The sequence below is a fragment of the Ornithinibacillus salinisoli genome (assembly GCF_042684965.1).
Taxonomy (GTDB): Bacteria; Bacillota; Bacilli; order Bacillales; family Amphibacillaceae; genus Ornithinibacillus; species Ornithinibacillus salinisoli.
Window position 1 is genome coordinate 87,860 of record NZ_JBHUMI010000009.1, and the last position, 16,053, is coordinate 103,912.

A 16,053-nucleotide genomic window follows, 5' to 3' on the forward strand; every position below is an offset into this window, starting at 1 on the left:
ACAACTCTTTTTCTATGAATAAATGATCATCTATTGCCTTTTTTAACTCTTGCATCCATTTCTTTCTTTTCCGCTTTGAACGATTTTAATAAGGACAACACAATTAAAATCATAATGATTGTAAAAGGTAGTGCTACAATAATTGCAGCAGTTTGTAATGCTTCTAGCCCACCTTGCCATAGCAATACAGCTGCAGCGCTTGATTGAATTACTCCCCAAAATAATTTTACCTGATTAGCTGGATAAAGACTTCCGTTAGTTGTCTGCATGCCGAGAACAAAGGTAGCAGAGTCTGCGGAAGTAATAAAGAATGTACTGATCAATAAAATGGCAATGAGTGACATGATCATACCTAATGGGTAATGCTCTAACACCGCAAATAATGCAGCTTCAGTGCCGGAGTTATTTACATGTTCCATAATATTTGCTTTTTCAAAGAAATCCAAGTTAATTGCTGATCCACCAAATACTGAGAACCAAAGTGCTCCAAAAATAGTGGGAACTAATAACACCCCGGTAACAAATTCTCTAATTGTTCTCCCTCTAGAAACTCGAGCGATGAATGTTCCTACAAAAGGCGCCCATGAAATCCACCATGCCCAATAAAATATGGTCCACCCTTTTATCCAATCTAGATTATCTGTATCAAAGGGTGTCATTCGTAAGCTCATGCTTGGTAGGTTTTGAATATATGTTCCGAATGTAGTTGTGAACATATTCATAATGAATTTAGTTGGTCCTAAAAATAACAGGAATAACATTAAACTTATGGCAAGTACAATATTTGCATTACTTAAATATTTAATACCCTTGTTTAATCCGGTAGATGCAGAAATCATATACAATACGGTTACTATTAGTATAATGATTAATTGAAACAGGAATGTTTGGTCAAATCCAAAGACAAATGATAAGCCACCACTGATTTGAATTGCTCCAAATCCAAGCGAGGTGGCGACCCCGAAAACAGTCGCAAAAACTACTATTGTATCGACAAGCGTACCCCAGCGACCCTTAATTTTATCACCAAATAACGGTTCCAATATGGCACTTACTACACCAGGTGATTGTTTCCGAAACTTAAAATAAGCTAATGCTAATGCTATTGTTGCATATATAGCCCATGGATGAAATCCCCAGTGGAAAAAACTATATTGCATTGCGGTTTTTGCTGCCTCATTTGTTTCTGCTTCTCCATATGGTGGTGAATAAAAATGTGATAATGGTTCTGCTGCGCCCCAAAATACTAAACCTATTCCCATTCCGGCGCTAAACAACATCGCAAACCATGTAATGTAGGAGTATTCAGGTTCATCTCCTGGCCTTCCTAGCTTAATCTGTCCATATTTAGAAAAAATCAAATAGATAGCAAAAATGAGAAACCCTGTTGCACTAAATAAATAGAACCATCCAAATTTATCTACTATGTACCCTTGAATAAGTGTTGTAACATCATCAAGATTTCCATTGGGTAAAATACTTTCAGGTATTAAACCCCATACGACAAACAAAACTGCAACAATTGCAGAGATATAAAACACATTAGAAACTCGTTTCATTACAAAAATCCCTTCTGTCTATACTTGTTTTTTCCAAATGACACTAAGGTATTATATCAATTCTGTTCTTACTATTTCCATTTAAAGGCTTTATAATTCCATGATTTTTAAATCAGTACTTTTAGTCTTGTCAACTCGGACAAGCTAAACTAAACTGAAGGTGACTATATAAAAATAACAGCAGGAGGAATACCAGTGAAAAAAACAGTGTTTTATATCGGTGTTATATTATTAATTATGCTCAGTGCCTGTACAAACGGTGATGAATCAGACTCAGATGAACATGTTGGCGAAGAGACAAAAGAACAGCAAGAGGAAGTGGAAATAGAGGAAGAATCGGATCGAGCTGAAAAGGAAGAAGAATTAGAAGAAATAGAGGATGAAGATCAACGAGAAGAGGACCTGGTTGTTAAAGCTAAATATAAGATTAGTGAAAATTGGTCAGTTGAACCAATCGTAGAAGGAACTAATGAAAACGTGGTATTGTTAACCATTGATGATGCTCCTGATAAATATGCGTTAGAAATGGCTCAAACCTTAAAACAATTAGATGCCGGTGCAATCTTTTTTGTTAATGGTCATTTTTTAGATACACCAGAAGAAAAAGAAATACTTAAACAGATTCATGATATGGGTTTTGTCATTGGAAATCATACGTATAGCCATGCCTTTTTACCTGATTTAACAAATGAAGAACAACAAAAAGAATTGGTACAATTAAATGATGAATTGGAAGAAATAATCGGTGAACGTCCATCCTTTTTTAGAGCGCCTAATGGTGCAAATACTGATTTTTCGATGCAAGCTGCCGAGGATGAAGAAATGGTTGTTATGAATTGGACATATGGTTACGATTATTTTACTCCATATATGGAGGCAGACAAATTGACAACAGCAATGGTTACTGGAGAAGGTCCTGAAGTTGATGTACCTTATTCCTTATTAAAACCAGGAGCAAATTTATTAATGCATGACAGAGAATGGACCAATGAGGCATTAGAGGATATTGTAATTGGATTAAGAGAACAAGGTTACGAAATTCTTGATCCCCATTTAATTCAAACCGTTAAATAGTATCAATAACAAAAGTCAGTGGAATACCGCTGACTTTTTTAGATGTGATAACAAGTACTGGTAAGCGCCTCATAGCTCCCCCTAAAAGTTTAATTAATAGAGACCTTCCGCATACCCTCTTTATCTTCCACAATCCTTCTCCTTTAGTAAAAAACGTATCTGCTTATTACATAATTACCCCCTACGTAGAATATATTCTAATTTACTTCTTCTACTTCAAATTTCAATCTATCTAAATCCCAGATGTCTTCATCATAATTTTTGATAACATTAACCTTTACTTTTTGCCCTACTTTATAGTCTTCTGGATTTGAAACTCGAATAGTTTGTGACATTGACTCCTTTTCAATTTCAAATGAATCTGTAGAAGATACTGTTTCGCTAATTGTCATTCGTCCTTTAACTTCAATATCCCCAATTTCTTCGTCAATTTCTGTTATGTTCCCTTCAATAAATATTCCATCCTTATTCTGGGAACAACCTATCAAAGTGAAAAATAAAATTGCAATAATGAAGAATACCTTGCTTTTTGACATTAGGAATTTCCCCCTTTTATTTTGTTCCATAATCCTGCCAGTTGTATAACATACTTCTTATTTTAACATAAAATTCCATAACGTCCTTTTTATAGTCAAAACCCACAATATTTTATAAAGCAGGCTATTATAATGAAAACTTTGTTTGGAACGCAATGTTACATCACAATTGTAACTAGGGAGCAATTTGGATAAGTTACTTCGCAAGTTATTTTAATTGTAACAAACCATGTGAAAACACTTTTTAAAATGTTACACTAATTACTATTGAAAAATTAATTATGTCATACTATAATATAAATAAGGTAACATAATTAATGATAAGGGAGTTGGGCCACACATGGGCACAATAGTTTGTCAAGATTGTCAGAAAGTTATTGATTACTATGATGAGGAAAAAGTGACAACGATTTATAGTACATGTCCAACTTGTAAATCAAATAAATAATGGGATTGTAAGTATTTCATACCCTACTTTTAACCGCAGTATTTCTTACTGCGGTTATTTTTTGTAATCAAATTTGTCGAAGGTCAAAATAATAGCCAACTTGAATAAATCAATGATAGGATAAATTAACAATAACTTTACTTTAATTGGGGGAGAAGTATATGGGCTGGAATACAAAAGTAACTGAGTTATTACATATTGAATATCCAATCATCCAAGGTGGGCTTGCCTATCTAGCATATGCAGATCTTGCTGCTGCCGTTTCAAATGCAGGTGGACTAGGACAAATTACAGCGATGAGTTTACAAAATCCAGATCAATTAAGGCGAGAGATTCAGAAGGTTAGAAAATTAACAAATAACCCTTTTGGGGTTAACTATGCTATCGGTCAGCATGGCCGTGCCTATGAAGATATGGTTCAAGTTGCAATTGATGAACAAGTTCCAGTGATTTCAGTAACTGGAGGAAACCCTAAAGGGGTATTAGATATGGTACAACCCCATGGTATAAAGACACTTGTATTAGTTGCTGCAAAAAGACAAGCAGAAAAGGCGGAAGAATTAGGTGCGGATGCAGTAATGGTAGTTGGTCAAGAAGGTGGAGGACATTTAGGGCGTGGTGATATTGGAACGTTTGTACTTACACCACAAGTAGTTGACCATGTATCGATTCCGGTTATTGCTTCGGGTGGAATTGTTGATGGCCGTGGATTAATGGCAGCGTTAGCTCTCGGTGCTGAAGGTATCGAAATGGGAACTAGATTCATTGCTACAAAAGAGTGTGTTGATGCTCATGCAAATTATAAAAACGATATTTTACATGCAGATGAAAATTCTACAGTAGTGATTAAACGTTCAATAGGAACACCTGCACGAGCCTTAAAGAATCCATGGACAGATCAAATATTGGAAATAGAGAAAAAGAATAAAGGGTACGAATCTCTGAAAAATTACATAAGTGGGAAAGCAAATAAGCAATATATTATTGAAGGAGATCGTACACATGGATTTGGATGGTCTGGACAAGGTGCAGCGAGAATAGATAGTGTACCAACTGTACAAGAATTATTTCAAAAGATGATAGAAGAAGCAGAATTAATTAAACAGAAATATGTAAAGTGAGGTGTACTAATAACGTGAACTACCAATATCCATTTGATATAAGTTGGACCAAGCAAGAGGTAATTGATGTCGTACAATTTTTTTCGTTGATTGAGCAGGCGTACGAAAGAGGAGTCAGTCGGGAACAATTAATGAGTGCATACCGAAAATTTAAACAGATAGTTCCTTCTAAAAGTGAGGAAAAGCAATTTTTTACGGATTTTGAAAATGAATCAGGTTATTCGAGTTATCATGCAGTTAAAAAAGCAATAGAGAATAAAGAAGCACAAAATATTAAGATGAAATAAGCACCAACTCAATATAGAGTTGGTGCTTTAATTTGTTCATGCTTGGAGTGCTTTTTGATAAAAAGGTATTAACGTTTGATACGTTTCCTTCACCTTTTCAATAAATAAATCACCGTTGGTAACCGTTTTATCTACTGGTGAAAAATGTCTCCCAATAAGAAACTCTGCTTTTTTAATATCTCTAAACCTTTCCACATGCTTCAATTCTAGATCTTGTAATGCGAATGCATCTTTTTTCGTATGATCTAATGATACAACATAATCATCTGGTAGTTTTTTTAGTTCCTTAAAACTAGTTACAAATTCATTAGCAATTTCTTTTTTATGATCTAATTCATAGATAAGTGCAAGCCAAATAAATACATGATCATCAAACAAACCAACTTGAAAATGCGGATGCTTTTTATATCCACGTTTATTATTTGCAATTGCTAGCCAAGTATCTTTTGGTGGATTTACTGTTCTTCTAGCGTGTTTTGCTATATGTAAGTACATTTCATTGCCTAATTGTGCAGAAAGAAAATCTACTAATTCTGATCCTAATTCCTGAAACTTCGGTTGAATGTTTGTTTGAATTGATTCCATTCTTTCATCCAAACCATCTATAGTAAATGTATTAAAATCGTTTTTGTTAAACCCTTGAAATGTCAACTGTATCATCCTTTCAGTAATTAATAATAATTATTAATTAAAATTGATAATCAGTCAAGCATTACAATGAAGTTCCAAATATTCTGTTCAAACCAAAATTTTTATAGTACCTTGAAGGACATCAACTAGAGACTAAAATTTCGTAAATAATTGAACGAAAATGGAAAAAACTCATATATATAAAGAAAATATAATTATTATGGTCAAAATCATATTGTATTCATTCATTTATTATCCACTTTAGAAAATGTTAGGAAAGGGCGTGGATCATTTTGAAATATGTACTTGAAACCTTAAGATTAGAAGAAGAACGTGAAAAACTCCCTGTAATTCGTATGGAAATTGATTATGAACTATTAACACTTTATGATGCATTACAGGCAGATGATACAGTTCTAATAATAAAAACAAAAGAACGGCTAGAACAACTAAGAAGACAATTAATTAAACTTGAAAATAAATAAATCCATATTCCTTCATAAAATATGACTAGATATCTTGAATTTGATAAGCTATATAATATAACACGAAAAATATGGAGGAAATAATATGGATGAAGACACTCGAGATGAATTATTTCACCAAGCAAAAAAGTGGGTAGAAGAAGCTGGTGAAATAATTCGCAATAAAATAAACGATCCTTTAACTATCGATACAAAGTCGGATGCAAAGGATTTAGTTACACAAATGGATAAAGCTATTGAATACTTTTTTGTTCAGCGAATTAAACAAGAGTATCCTAATCATTTAGTGCTGAGTGAAGAAGGGTATGGCGATGATGTAACATCAATGGACGGAACGATATGGATTATTGATCCAATCGATGGGACAATGAATTTTGTACAACAAAAAAGAAACTTCGCTATTTCAGTTGGTATTTACCATGATGGAGTAGGGGAAATTGGGTTAATCTATAATGTGATTGACGATGTGCTTTACAGTGCAAAACGAACTCAGGGGGCATTTCGAAATGATGTGAAGTTGCCAAAATTAAAAGAACGTTTAACCTTAGAGAAATCCATGCTCGGATTAAATCATTACTGGCTATGTGATAATAGACTTGTTGAAGGGACAGAAATGCAGCGTCTTGTCAGAAAAATACGCGGAACAAGGTCATATGGATCCGCTGCTCTTGAATTTGCTTTCGTCGCAGAAGGAATTTTGGACGGTTACTTAGCAATAAGTCTTTCACCTTGGGATATTGCAGCCGGAATGGTGATTGTGAATGAGGTCGGAGGGGTATCCACAAATATTGAGGGAAAACCACTTCATATTTTAGAGAAGAATTCGGTTATGACTTGCCATCCTGCTATACATGATCAGTTAATACAGGAATATATTCAAGTAGGAAAAAAGTGACTTATTAGGAAGTCACTTTTTTCCTTTTTAATGAAATACCCAAGCCCATCACAATAAAACCTAGGAACAAAAATAAGAGAATAAATCCGACACTTCGGAATGCAATAGCCACTCCAACCGCTAAGAATAAAAGGATTACTACTACAGCCAATAAAAACATTGGAATGTTCATGTTTTTCATGCTGATCCACCTCGACTTTCTATATGTAAAGTATATAATGTTTCCTTGCAATTTACAAAAAATGTGGGAAAAGGAGTAAGAAACTAGCATATTTGAGATAAATTTAGTATGATTACAAAGAGTTATTTTGTTGTAATGGGGGATACATATGTTTTTTGATTTTGTAATGGACCGATTTGGCGAAGATCATATTTTTTCGGTATTTTTTATCGTGAATTTTATTTTAGCTGCAATTGCGTATAAATTAGGTTTTGCTAGAAAGCTTTCTGTTCTCAAGTCAATTATTGTCTATATTCTTCTTGCGATCGGCGTATTTGTCCTAAATATCATGTTTATAGTACTACCAATTGCTTGGGCATCCACTCCGTTGCCAATCGCTGAAAGTTTAGTTGTAATTTGTCTTATATTAGGTATTTATCGTTTTCGTTTATATTTGCAACGTCAATCGAAAGAATGATGAAATGAGAAAACCCACTCTGTGTAGTGGGTTTTATTTGTTTAAACTAAATAATAAGGTCAAGGTTAGATTAATTCATTTGTTTTTTTCTTTTCTCGATACAAACGAAAATTACCTGTTTCATGACGTTTGGTCGTATTTTCTCCAACTCTTTCATAGCATGAATCGCATAAATACATATGAATTCGACGATTTCTTAACCGTTTTGCTTGTAACGAGTTTTCTTCAATATCCTCCACCTGGTCACATATTACACATTTAACTTGCATATTTTCACCTCTATAGTAGGAGTGTTCATTCATAACTATAACATATAAAAGTGTGGTAGAGGAATACGAATAGTAGTTTAAACTAAAAATAATAGGGGTATTAGTAAATAAATAGTAAACGAAAGGATGGTTTACTTGAGAAAAAGATATATTGTCTCAGCATTAGGTATAGCTGGTGTTGCAGGAATGTTAATCGGGAATAAGAATGTTCGCCGTAATAACTTTATGAAGCAAGAGTCAAATGCTACTATCGTAAATGCTGGAATTCCAGATCAAGTCTCTAGTGAAAATGAAGCACAATTAGATAATGCCAAAATGGTATCAGAGGGTTCATCATACGGTGTTAACTATTTCAATGATACACAACAGCATGATAGCGTGGAAAATAACGAATAGATAAAGAAAAGAGGCTATCCTAAAAGTCATGTTTCATGCTTTATAGGATAGCCTCTTTATCATGTTATTCTTCTCGTTTTTCTTTTTGATTTTTGGATTGTTCATTCTGGATATCATCTAGTTGATTTTCTTCATTGTCATCTTCAAGGATCTCTTTATTAATGTCATCTTGTTGTGGTTGGTTTTCTGGAATTGGAAGATCGGGCATATATCTACCAACGATTGCAGAAACTTCATCCACTATGCCTTGAATTGGATGACCCTGTTGTATTTTATCTGCCATTAATCGAATGCGTTCATTTACATCACCATCCGCAACAACAACAGCTGTTTTTCCATATGGGTCATGTTGCAAAGCTTCAAGTACGGAATATTTTATTGTACCAACACGGGACCGGTCTAACTCTTTTCGAACATCAATTCCAACTACTGCATAAGGTCCTGCAACAATGGCTACTGCATCATCTACATCCGGAACATCACTTGCGACATTTGCTAAATGATCTGCAATTTGTTCATTCGATAACTCAAGTGGTTCTCTAGGGTCTGAGTTTTTCACATTCACGATTCGATCATTTTGGTCCTGTTCTTTTGATGGTAACGAATTCTCCGTATTATCTTGCTGGCATCCAGCGATTAATAATATGCTAACAAAAAGAATACTAATTCGAAATATCATTTGACACTCCTCCTAATAGTTAAAAAAAGTAGAACTTTACTGTTATTCTTAGTAGTAAGTGTCAAATTATACAATCAAAAGTACCTTATCAATCAAGTAAAAAAACGGTCTAGCTACAGACCGTCCGAGTTACAAAACTTCAATTTTTTTAATTCCCTTTATGGGATTGTCTTTATTAGAACCATCTTGATACATGAGATGAACTGGCCCATCTTCCTTAAGTGGTTTTCCTTCGCGTGCAAAAAACAAATATGCGTCCATTAGGTCAGATAAAGACAAAATAATATCTCCATCTCTCGTAATTAGTTTTGCTTCTTTTGCTTCAGGTTTAACCTCCGCATGATTTATGAAATCTTTAATCGGCATAACGTAAGATTCTGTCAAAATCTTCTTTCCTTCAAGGCGAGAAATACTTTTATTTACAGGAGGATTGATTTTATGATGGAATACTTCATTTTCCCATCTCTTTGCAGCCTTTTCAATGTCATCCTCATTATTATCTATTGGTTGTTTATTTGAAGAAAATGCTTCATGTAGTAATATCTTTCGATCATCAAATATCCAAACCGTAGGGTCCATCGTTATAGAATATGTAACATTGCCAATAATTGGGACTATCATTTTTTTCCACCTTTCCAAAATGTCTTCTATTAGCATAGCAGACAAATTTATATTTTTCACTAGATCCGATAAATTATCACTCATTTTTCTGGTAATATTTCTTTACCCTAATATTTATATTTGCATTTTCTAGATTCTAGCGATAATATAGATAGAAGAAAGTATGTTAAAATTACTAATAAAATAAACTTTGATTTCATAAAATTAAGGTAACGAGTATAGTTTTTTAAGTGGAGGGGAGTATATGATGCCTGAGGTAACGATCGATCATCGTGAAAAAGCCTATGCCCTTCTAAAGGCTGATGCTGATAAAATATTACGGCTTATTGAAGTCCAAATTGAAAATTTGACGATGCCACAATGTCCTTTATACGAAGAAGTTTTGGATACGCAAATGTTTGGTCTTTCAAGGGAGATCGATTTTGCTGTACGTTTAAACTTAATCAGCGAAGATGAAGGTAAAGCACTTCTGGAAAATTTAGAGAGGCAGCTTAATATATTACATGAAGCAGCTCAAAATTCTGTTTGATGGATTCATGTATGAGGATTACGTAATTAAAACTTTGCCGGCATAGGATTTGGCAAGGTTTTTTTGTTTAATTAGGTTAGGGGAAGATGAAAGAGTTGAAATTCTAATGTTTCTTCCAAGAATGTGCTAAATTAGTAATAATTGCACATCATTCTGCTTACTATTATTGAATTGAGGAGAAATAACATGATGCAGAAAATAAAGGACTACGACTATACGCTAATGATTATCCCAATACTTTTGACTGGCTTTGGAATAGTTATGATTTATAGCGCGAGTATGGTTCAAGCTGTTGTAGAGGGGTATGAAAGTAATCATTATTTAATGCGACAGATCCAATGGTTTTTCATTTCGATGATTGGATTTACATTTTGTTGCATTTTACCATATAAATATTATCAAAAACTAATTAAAATAATTATATTAATAATTATTGGATTATTGTTAAGTGTTTTGGTTATTGGGGAAGAAATAAACAATGCTAAATCTTGGTTTGAGTTTGGTCCAGTAAATCTACAACCTGCGGAATTTGCCAAATTAGCATTAATCATGTATTTAGCATCTGTATACTCCAAAAAGCAGGCCTACATAAATGATTTTAATAGAGCTGTATTGCCACCATTAGTTTTAACTGGGCTAATTTTAGGCTTAATTGTTATGCAGCCTGATATCGGTACAGCAGCTATTATATTTTTGATTGCTTGTTCCGTCATTTTTAGTTCGGGAATTCGAATAAAGCATTTATTTTTTCTAGTATCTATCGGGCTTATTATACTAGCTATAGCTGTACCAAATATGGTAACGGAGACAAGGATAAATAGATTTACAGGAGCATTTCAACCATTTAATGCTCCGGATTCAGCAGGCTATCATTTGATTCAGTCGTACCTAGCTATAGGTGGTGGAGGTATCACTGGAGAAGGTTTAGGACAAAGTGTTCAAAAATTAGGCTATTTGTTTGGACCACATACTGATTTTATTATGGCAATCATAGCTGAAGAGCTTGGATTTATTGGCGTTTTCCTAGTAATAGGGATGCTCGCTACAATTGTACTTCGTGGAATATTCATCGCGAGGAAATGTAATGATAACTTTGGTGCACTATTAGCAATTGGTATTTCCTTTATGGTAGGGATACAAGCTTTTATTAATTTAGGTGCAATTAGTGGTTTACTACCAATTACAGGGGTAACGCTACCATTTGTAAGCTATGGAGGATCTTCATTACTAGTATTAATGATTTCCATGGGGATTTTAAATAACATTGCTAAGGATGTGAAAAAGAGCGAACAGGAACCTAAGCCTGTAACCGCACAAACTCCCCCAGTTAGAAATGTCTCTAATTATAAAGGAGGAAGAAAATGGTCAAGTTAAATCAAGTTAATAAAATATTAGTTGCAAACCGTGGAGAAATAGCAATTCGTGTTTTTCGTGCATGTACAGAATTAAATATTCGTACCGTTGCTATATATTCAAAAGAGGATTCAAGTTCGTATCATCGGTATAAGGCGGATGAGGCGTATTTAATAGGGGAAGGCAAAAAGCCAATTGATGCCTATTTGGATATCGAAGGGATTATTGAACTTGCCAAAGAAGTTGGTGTAGACGCTATTCACCCAGGGTATGGCTTTTTATCTGAGAATATTCGATTTGCTAAACGCTGTGAAGAAGAAGGGATTGTTTTTATTGGTCCTACGAGTGAACATTTACATATGTTTGGAGATAAAGTAAGAGCTAGGCAACAAGCAACTCAAGCTGGATTACCAGTTATTCCTGGGAGTGATGGTCCGGTTGATAGCCTCCAAGAAGTGGAGGCGTTTGGTGAAAAGCATGGATACCCCATTATCATTAAGGCATCACTAGGTGGTGGTGGACGAGGCATGCGAATTGTACGGAATGCCAGTAATGTAGCAGAAAGCTTTGATCGAGCTAAATCAGAGGCAAAAGCAGCTTTTGGCAATGATGAAGTTTATGTCGAGAAATTAATAGAAAATCCAAAACATATAGAAGTACAAATAATCGGTGATCAGCATGGAAATATTGTCCATTTATATGAACGAGATTGCTCTGTTCAACGGAGGCACCAAAAGGTTGTTGAAATAGCACCAAGTGTCTCCTTGAATGAAAATCTACGAGAGAAAATATGTCAGTCAGCAGTTGATTTAATGAAGAATGTGGCATACATTAATGCCGGAACCGTTGAATTTCTAGTAACTGGGGAAGATTTTTTCTTTATTGAAGTAAATCCAAGAATTCAAGTGGAACATACGATCACAGAAATGATTACTGGCGTAGATATTGCACAGACACAAATTAAAATTGCTGATGGACAAAATATTCATGATGTTTCTATCGGTATACCACAACAGCATGAAATTACAACATTGGGTTATGCGATTCAGTCTCGCGTAACTACCGAAGACCCTCTTAATAACTTCATGCCCGATTCTGGTAAAATAATGGTTTATCGAACAGGTGGGGGATTCGGAGTCCGTCTGGATGCAGGGAATGGGTTTCAAGGTGCAGAGATATCACCTCACTATGATTCATTATTAGTGAAAGTTTCTACATGGGCATTAACATTTGAGCAATCCGCTCAAAAAATGGTGCGGAACTTAAAAGAATTCCGTATTCGAGGCATAAAAACAAACATTCCTTTTTTAGAAAATGTAATTCTTCATAAGCAATTTATGAATGGGGAGTACAATACGACTTTTATTGACCAAACTCCAGAATTATTTGTTTTTCCAAAACGAAAAGATCGTGGAACAAAAATGTTAACCTATATTGGTCACACGACAATTAATGGGTTTGAAGGAATGACCAAACAATCAAAACCTTCCTTTTCTGTTCCAGCACTTCCTAAAGTAAACAAACTAGAAAGTATGCAACATGGTACAAAGCAAATACTCGATGAGCGTGGGCCAGAAGGTTTGGCTACCTGGTTAAAAGAACAGAAAGAGGTTTTATTAACAGACACTACCTTCCGAGATGCGCATCAGTCATTACTTGCAACAAGAGTCCGTACGAAGGATCTTGTTCAAATAGCGGAACCAACTTCTAATTTGCTTCCAAATCTTTTTTCAGTAGAGATGTGGGGTGGAGCAACTTTTGATGTTGCATATCGCTTCTTAAAAGAGGATCCATGGGAACGCTTGTTAAAATTACGTAAAAAAATGCCAAATATTCTATTTCAGATGTTATTAAGAGCCAGCAATGCAGTAGGGTATAAAAATTATCCAGATAATTTAATTAATGAATTTGTGGAAAAGAGTTCTTCAGCCGGCATTGATGTTTTCCGTATTTTTGATAGTTTAAACTGGGTCGAAGGTATGAAGCCTGCAATTGACGCTGTACGGGAAAATAATAAGATTGCAGAAGCTGCTATTTGTTATACAGGTAATATCTTGGATGCTAGTAGGTCAAAGTATGATTTGGCATACTATAAGAAAATTGCGAGAGAGCTAGAGCAGGCAGGTGCCCATATTTTAGGTATAAAAGATATGGCTGGCTTACTAAAACCAGAAGCTGCATATCAACTCATATCAACTTTAAAAGAATCAGTTGATCTACCTATTCATCTGCATACGCATGATACAAGTGGAAATGGTATTTATACTTATGCACGTGCAATTGAAGCTGGAGTTGATGCAGTTGATGTTGCTTGTGGTCCGATGGCTGGATTAACTTCTCAGCCTAGTGCTCAAACGTTATATCATGCCCTTGAAGGAACAGCTCGTCAACCACGAGTAAATGTAGATTCCTATGAAAAACTGTCACATTATTGGGAAGGAGTAAGGGATTACTATCAAGCGTTTGAGAGTGGAATGAAAGCACCTCATACTGAAATATATTTACACGAAATGCCTGGTGGACAATATAGTAACTTAAGACAGCAAGCAAAAGCTGTTGGTCTGGAAGATAGATGGAATGAGGTTAAATCAATGTTCCGTCGCGTAAACGATATGTTTGGTGATATCGTAAAAGTTACTCCTTCATCAAAGGTAGTGGGGGATATGACCTTATTTATGGTTCAAAATAATCTTACGGAAGATGATATATATGAAAAGGGAGAAACGATCAATTTTCCTGATTCCGTAGTAGAACTTGCTGAAGGTTTATTAGGACAACCATACCAAGGTTTTCCACAGGAACTACAACGGATCATTTTAAAAGGTAAAAAGCCTATAAAGGTTCGTCCTGGTGAATTAATGGATCCAATTAATTTTAATCAGTTAAAAGAGTCTTTATTTAAGACATTAGACCGTCAAGTAACGAGCTTTGATATGATTGCTTATGCACTATATCCGAAGGTATTTATGGATTATCATCGCTTTTATGAGTCATATGGTGATGTTTCTGTATTAGATACACCAACATTTTTCTATGGGATGAATATAGGTGAGGTTATTGAGGTCGAAATTGAACAAGGAAAGACGTTAATCGTTAAGTTGGTTTCTATTTCAGAAGCACGTTCTGACGGTACGAGAGTTGTTTATTTTGAATTGAACGGTCAATCACGTCAAGTAGTAGTTAAAGATGAAAGTGTACAATCCTTAGTTGAAACCAAGCCGAAAGTAGACAAAGCCAATGATAAACAAATTGGTGCAACCATGCCTGGAACAGTTGTTAAAGTCATTTCAGAAAAAGGACAACAAGTTAACAAAGGAGAACACTTACTTATAACGGAAGCAATGAAGATGGAAACTACCGTCCAAGCTCCTTATTCTGGAACAATAAAATCCATACATGTGAAAGATGGGGATGCAATAGCGGTCAATGATTTGTTAATTGAATTTGAGTAATTGAAAAAGGGCGGAAGAAACTCATATGTTTCTTCCGCCCTTGTTATATATTATTTTATTTTCGTAAAACCGTTTGAATGATTCGTGTTTTCATTTCTTTTTTCCATCGCGGCGCTTCTTGAGGAAAGAAGGATAAAGTAGCTTAACATAGCAAAATAACAAGAAATTACTAGTGCGTGCAGTAATGCAATACCAAGATTAAGTAAAGTAAAGATTATCATGGCACCGAAAAATACTTGTAATGAAATTAATATTAATACCGTCGTCCATCCCCATAACATCACACGGGAATGGCGGTATTGTTTAACCATTCGAATAAATAGTAGCACTGTCCAAATAAATAATATACCTGCAGCTAAACGGTGTCCCATTTGGATCCATTGTTCAAGACTATAATCTGAAAAAGCAAAAGGGGTATAATTCGTACAAAACGGCCAATCACCACATACAAGATTGGCGTTTGTATGGCGAACTAATGCACCAGTATATACTACTAAAAGGGTATAGATTGTAAGTGCATATATTTCCATTCGATGCCTTTTTTTTATGTGAAGAGAATTTGCGTCAAATTTTTGATCAATTTCAAAAATAAGTAACATTAGTAAGAATACGGCTGCAAAAGAAATAAGAGAGATGCCAAAGTGAGCAGCCAATACAAAATCAGATTGTCCCCAGATAACTGCCGCTGCACCAATAAGTCCTTGTAATACTAGAAAGAATAAAGATAAAAACGATAGAAATTTCACCTCGCGAATATAACCAATATGTTTCCATGAAAGGAAAGAGAGCAATAGTACAATAAATCCAACTGATCCAGAAACTAATCTGTGACTAAGTTCTATAATTAATTCTGGCGTAATATCTTTTGGAATGAATTCTCCATTACATAATGGCCAACTAGCTCCACATCCTGCTCCTGATTCTGTTTTGGTCACTAGTGCACCACCAATTAATATAAATATCATTCCAGTAGATGCTACTACCGATAGCCATTTTAATATTTTTATCATAAGTAAATCCTCACTTCGTGTTGTTTAATGAGCAAATAAATTTTGTAATCCATTTTAATTTCTATCTTCCA

19 protein-coding genes are annotated in these 16,053 nt (G+C 34.7%); 11 read left to right on the forward strand and 8 right to left on the reverse strand.

Annotation, left to right across the window (positions count from 1 at the left end; translation table 11 throughout):
* Window positions 1-26 precede the first annotated feature (26 nt).
* Window positions 27-1,559 (reverse strand): glycine betaine uptake BCCT transporter, encoded by a 1,533-nt coding sequence (locus tag ACFSTA_RS05320; RefSeq protein WP_377555537.1) that lies wholly within the window; start codon window positions 1,557-1,559, stop codon window positions 27-29.
* Window positions 1,560-1,754: 195 nt separating this feature from the next.
* Between ACFSTA_RS05320 and ACFSTA_RS05325 the strand changes: the two genes are divergently transcribed.
* Complete coding sequence (locus ACFSTA_RS05325; RefSeq protein ID WP_377555538.1) at window positions 1,755-2,633, forward strand: polysaccharide deacetylase family protein; 879 nt, start codon at window positions 1,755-1,757, stop codon at window positions 2,631-2,633.
* A 197-nt stretch (window positions 2,634-2,830) separates the two neighbouring features.
* Here the strand turns inward: ACFSTA_RS05325 and ACFSTA_RS05330 are convergent, their stop codons facing one another.
* The gene (locus ACFSTA_RS05330; protein ID WP_377555540.1) at window positions 2,831-3,169 is read right to left on the reverse strand and encodes a hypothetical protein; all 339 of its coding nucleotides are present in this window, start codon (window positions 3,167-3,169) and stop codon (window positions 2,831-2,833) included.
* A gap of 340 nt (window positions 3,170-3,509) precedes the next feature.
* Between ACFSTA_RS05330 and ACFSTA_RS05335 the strand changes: the two genes are divergently transcribed.
* The 3 genes from ACFSTA_RS05335 to ACFSTA_RS05345 all read left to right on the forward strand — a co-directional run bounded on the left by ACFSTA_RS05335 (window position 3,510) and on the right by ACFSTA_RS05345 (window position 5,025).
* Window positions 3,510-3,617, forward strand: a complete 108-nt coding sequence (locus tag ACFSTA_RS05335; protein ID WP_377555541.1) for a GapA-binding peptide SR1P — start codon at window positions 3,510-3,512, stop codon at window positions 3,615-3,617.
* 161 nt (window positions 3,618-3,778) lie between these two features.
* Window positions 3,779-4,738, forward strand: a complete 960-nt coding sequence (locus tag ACFSTA_RS05340) for an NAD(P)H-dependent flavin oxidoreductase (RefSeq protein WP_377555542.1) — start codon at window positions 3,779-3,781, stop codon at window positions 4,736-4,738.
* 14 nt (window positions 4,739-4,752) lie between these two features.
* Window positions 4,753-5,025 (forward strand): UPF0223 family protein, encoded by a 273-nt coding sequence (locus ACFSTA_RS05345; protein ID WP_377555543.1) that lies wholly within the window; start codon window positions 4,753-4,755, stop codon window positions 5,023-5,025.
* 36 nt (window positions 5,026-5,061) lie between these two features.
* Here the strand turns inward: ACFSTA_RS05345 and ACFSTA_RS05350 are convergent, their stop codons facing one another.
* Window positions 5,062-5,676 (reverse strand): YktB family protein, encoded by a 615-nt coding sequence (locus ACFSTA_RS05350; RefSeq protein WP_377555544.1) that lies wholly within the window; start codon window positions 5,674-5,676, stop codon window positions 5,062-5,064.
* Window positions 5,677-5,948: 272 nt separating this feature from the next.
* Between ACFSTA_RS05350 and ACFSTA_RS05355 the strand changes: the two genes are divergently transcribed.
* Both ACFSTA_RS05355 and ACFSTA_RS05360 read left to right on the forward strand, forming a co-directional pair.
* Window positions 5,949-6,140 (forward strand): hypothetical protein, encoded by a 192-nt coding sequence (locus tag ACFSTA_RS05355; protein WP_377555545.1) that lies wholly within the window; start codon window positions 5,949-5,951, stop codon window positions 6,138-6,140.
* A gap of 85 nt (window positions 6,141-6,225) precedes the next feature.
* On the forward strand, window positions 6,226-7,035 hold the full coding sequence (locus tag ACFSTA_RS05360) for an inositol monophosphatase family protein (protein ID WP_377555546.1): 810 nt from the start codon (window positions 6,226-6,228) through the stop codon (window positions 7,033-7,035).
* A 4-nt stretch (window positions 7,036-7,039) separates the two neighbouring features.
* Here ACFSTA_RS05360 and ACFSTA_RS05365 read toward each other — a convergent pair whose 3' ends face one another.
* The gene (locus ACFSTA_RS05365) at window positions 7,040-7,216 is read right to left on the reverse strand and encodes a DUF5325 family protein (RefSeq protein ID WP_377555547.1); all 177 of its coding nucleotides are present in this window, start codon (window positions 7,214-7,216) and stop codon (window positions 7,040-7,042) included.
* Between the two features lie 148 nt (window positions 7,217-7,364).
* Here ACFSTA_RS05365 and ACFSTA_RS05370 point away from each other — a divergent pair, with 148 nt between their 5' ends.
* Window positions 7,365-7,673, forward strand: coding sequence for a YlaH-like family protein (locus ACFSTA_RS05370; protein ID WP_377555548.1), 309 nt, complete (start codon window positions 7,365-7,367; stop codon window positions 7,671-7,673).
* A 65-nt stretch (window positions 7,674-7,738) separates the two neighbouring features.
* Here the strand turns inward: ACFSTA_RS05370 and ACFSTA_RS05375 are convergent, their stop codons facing one another.
* Complete coding sequence (locus ACFSTA_RS05375) at window positions 7,739-7,942, reverse strand: YlaI family protein (protein WP_377555549.1); 204 nt, start codon at window positions 7,940-7,942, stop codon at window positions 7,739-7,741.
* Between the two features lie 135 nt (window positions 7,943-8,077).
* Between ACFSTA_RS05375 and ACFSTA_RS05380 the strand changes: the two genes are divergently transcribed.
* Complete coding sequence (locus ACFSTA_RS05380; protein ID WP_377555550.1) at window positions 8,078-8,338, forward strand: hypothetical protein; 261 nt, start codon at window positions 8,078-8,080, stop codon at window positions 8,336-8,338.
* 64 nt (window positions 8,339-8,402) lie between these two features.
* Here ACFSTA_RS05380 and ACFSTA_RS05385 read toward each other — a convergent pair whose 3' ends face one another.
* Both ACFSTA_RS05385 and ACFSTA_RS05390 read right to left on the reverse strand, forming a co-directional pair.
* Window positions 8,403-9,017, reverse strand: coding sequence for a YhcN/YlaJ family sporulation lipoprotein (locus ACFSTA_RS05385; RefSeq protein WP_377555552.1), 615 nt, complete (start codon window positions 9,015-9,017; stop codon window positions 8,403-8,405).
* Window positions 9,018-9,146: 129 nt separating this feature from the next.
* Entirely contained in the window at window positions 9,147-9,638 is a 492-nt protein-coding gene (locus tag ACFSTA_RS05390) for a hypothetical protein (RefSeq protein ID WP_377555553.1), read from the reverse strand.
* Between the two features lie 247 nt (window positions 9,639-9,885).
* Here ACFSTA_RS05390 and ACFSTA_RS05395 point away from each other — a divergent pair, with 247 nt between their 5' ends.
* From ACFSTA_RS05395 to pyc, 3 genes are all read left to right on the forward strand, one after another.
* Complete coding sequence (locus ACFSTA_RS05395; RefSeq protein ID WP_090869548.1) at window positions 9,886-10,167, forward strand: YlaN family protein; 282 nt, start codon at window positions 9,886-9,888, stop codon at window positions 10,165-10,167.
* 186 nt (window positions 10,168-10,353) lie between these two features.
* Complete coding sequence (ftsW, locus tag ACFSTA_RS05400) at window positions 10,354-11,541, forward strand: putative lipid II flippase FtsW (RefSeq protein ID WP_377555554.1); 1,188 nt, start codon at window positions 10,354-10,356, stop codon at window positions 11,539-11,541.
* Window positions 11,529-14,972: a pyruvate carboxylase gene (gene pyc / locus ACFSTA_RS05405; RefSeq protein ID WP_377555555.1), complete on the forward strand. Its 3,444-nt coding sequence runs from the start codon at window positions 11,529-11,531 to the stop codon at window positions 14,970-14,972. Before ftsW ends, pyc begins: the two co-directional genes overlap by 13 nt.
* Before the next feature lie 50 nt (window positions 14,973-15,022).
* On the opposite strand, the gene ACFSTA_RS05410 is transcribed toward pyc, so the two are convergent.
* Window positions 15,023-15,982, reverse strand: coding sequence for a COX15/CtaA family protein (locus tag ACFSTA_RS05410; protein ID WP_377555556.1), 960 nt, complete (start codon window positions 15,980-15,982; stop codon window positions 15,023-15,025).
* Window positions 15,983-16,053 lie beyond the last annotated feature (71 nt).

Bases quoted from the DNA above. Each gene is read 5' to 3' on its own strand.
- ACFSTA_RS05385 (WP_377555552.1), bottom strand. From the start codon at position 9,017: ATGATATTTCGAATTAGTATTCTTTTTGTTAGCATATTATTAATCGCT.
- ACFSTA_RS05395 (WP_090869548.1), top strand. From the start codon at position 9,886: ATGCCTGAGGTAACGATCGATCATCGTGAAAAAGCCTATGCCCTTCTA.
- ACFSTA_RS05340 (WP_377555542.1), top strand. From the start codon at position 3,779: ATGGGCTGGAATACAAAAGTAACTGAGTTATTACATATTGAATATCCA.
- ACFSTA_RS05335 (WP_377555541.1), top strand. From the start codon at position 3,510: ATGGGCACAATAGTTTGTCAAGATTGTCAGAAAGTTATTGATTACTAT.
- ACFSTA_RS05320 (WP_377555537.1), bottom strand. From the start codon at position 1,559: ATGAAACGAGTTTCTAATGTGTTTTATATCTCTGCAATTGTTGCAGTT.
- ACFSTA_RS05330 (WP_377555540.1), bottom strand. From the start codon at position 3,169: ATGTCAAAAAGCAAGGTATTCTTCATTATTGCAATTTTATTTTTCACT.
- ACFSTA_RS05360 (WP_377555546.1), top strand. From the start codon at position 6,226: ATGGATGAAGACACTCGAGATGAATTATTTCACCAAGCAAAAAAGTGG.
- ACFSTA_RS05390 (WP_377555553.1), bottom strand. From the start codon at position 9,638: ATGATAGTCCCAATTATTGGCAATGTTACATATTCTATAACGATGGAC.
- ACFSTA_RS05370 (WP_377555548.1), top strand. From the start codon at position 7,365: ATGTTTTTTGATTTTGTAATGGACCGATTTGGCGAAGATCATATTTTT.
- ACFSTA_RS05375 (WP_377555549.1), bottom strand. From the start codon at position 7,942: ATGCAAGTTAAATGTGTAATATGTGACCAGGTGGAGGATATTGAAGAA.
- ACFSTA_RS05410 (WP_377555556.1), bottom strand. From the start codon at position 15,982: ATGATAAAAATATTAAAATGGCTATCGGTAGTAGCATCTACTGGAATG.
- pyc (WP_377555555.1), top strand. From the start codon at position 11,529: ATGGTCAAGTTAAATCAAGTTAATAAAATATTAGTTGCAAACCGTGGA.
- ACFSTA_RS05365 (WP_377555547.1), bottom strand. From the start codon at position 7,216: ATGAAAAACATGAACATTCCAATGTTTTTATTGGCTGTAGTAGTAATC.
- ftsW (WP_377555554.1), top strand. From the start codon at position 10,354: ATGATGCAGAAAATAAAGGACTACGACTATACGCTAATGATTATCCCA.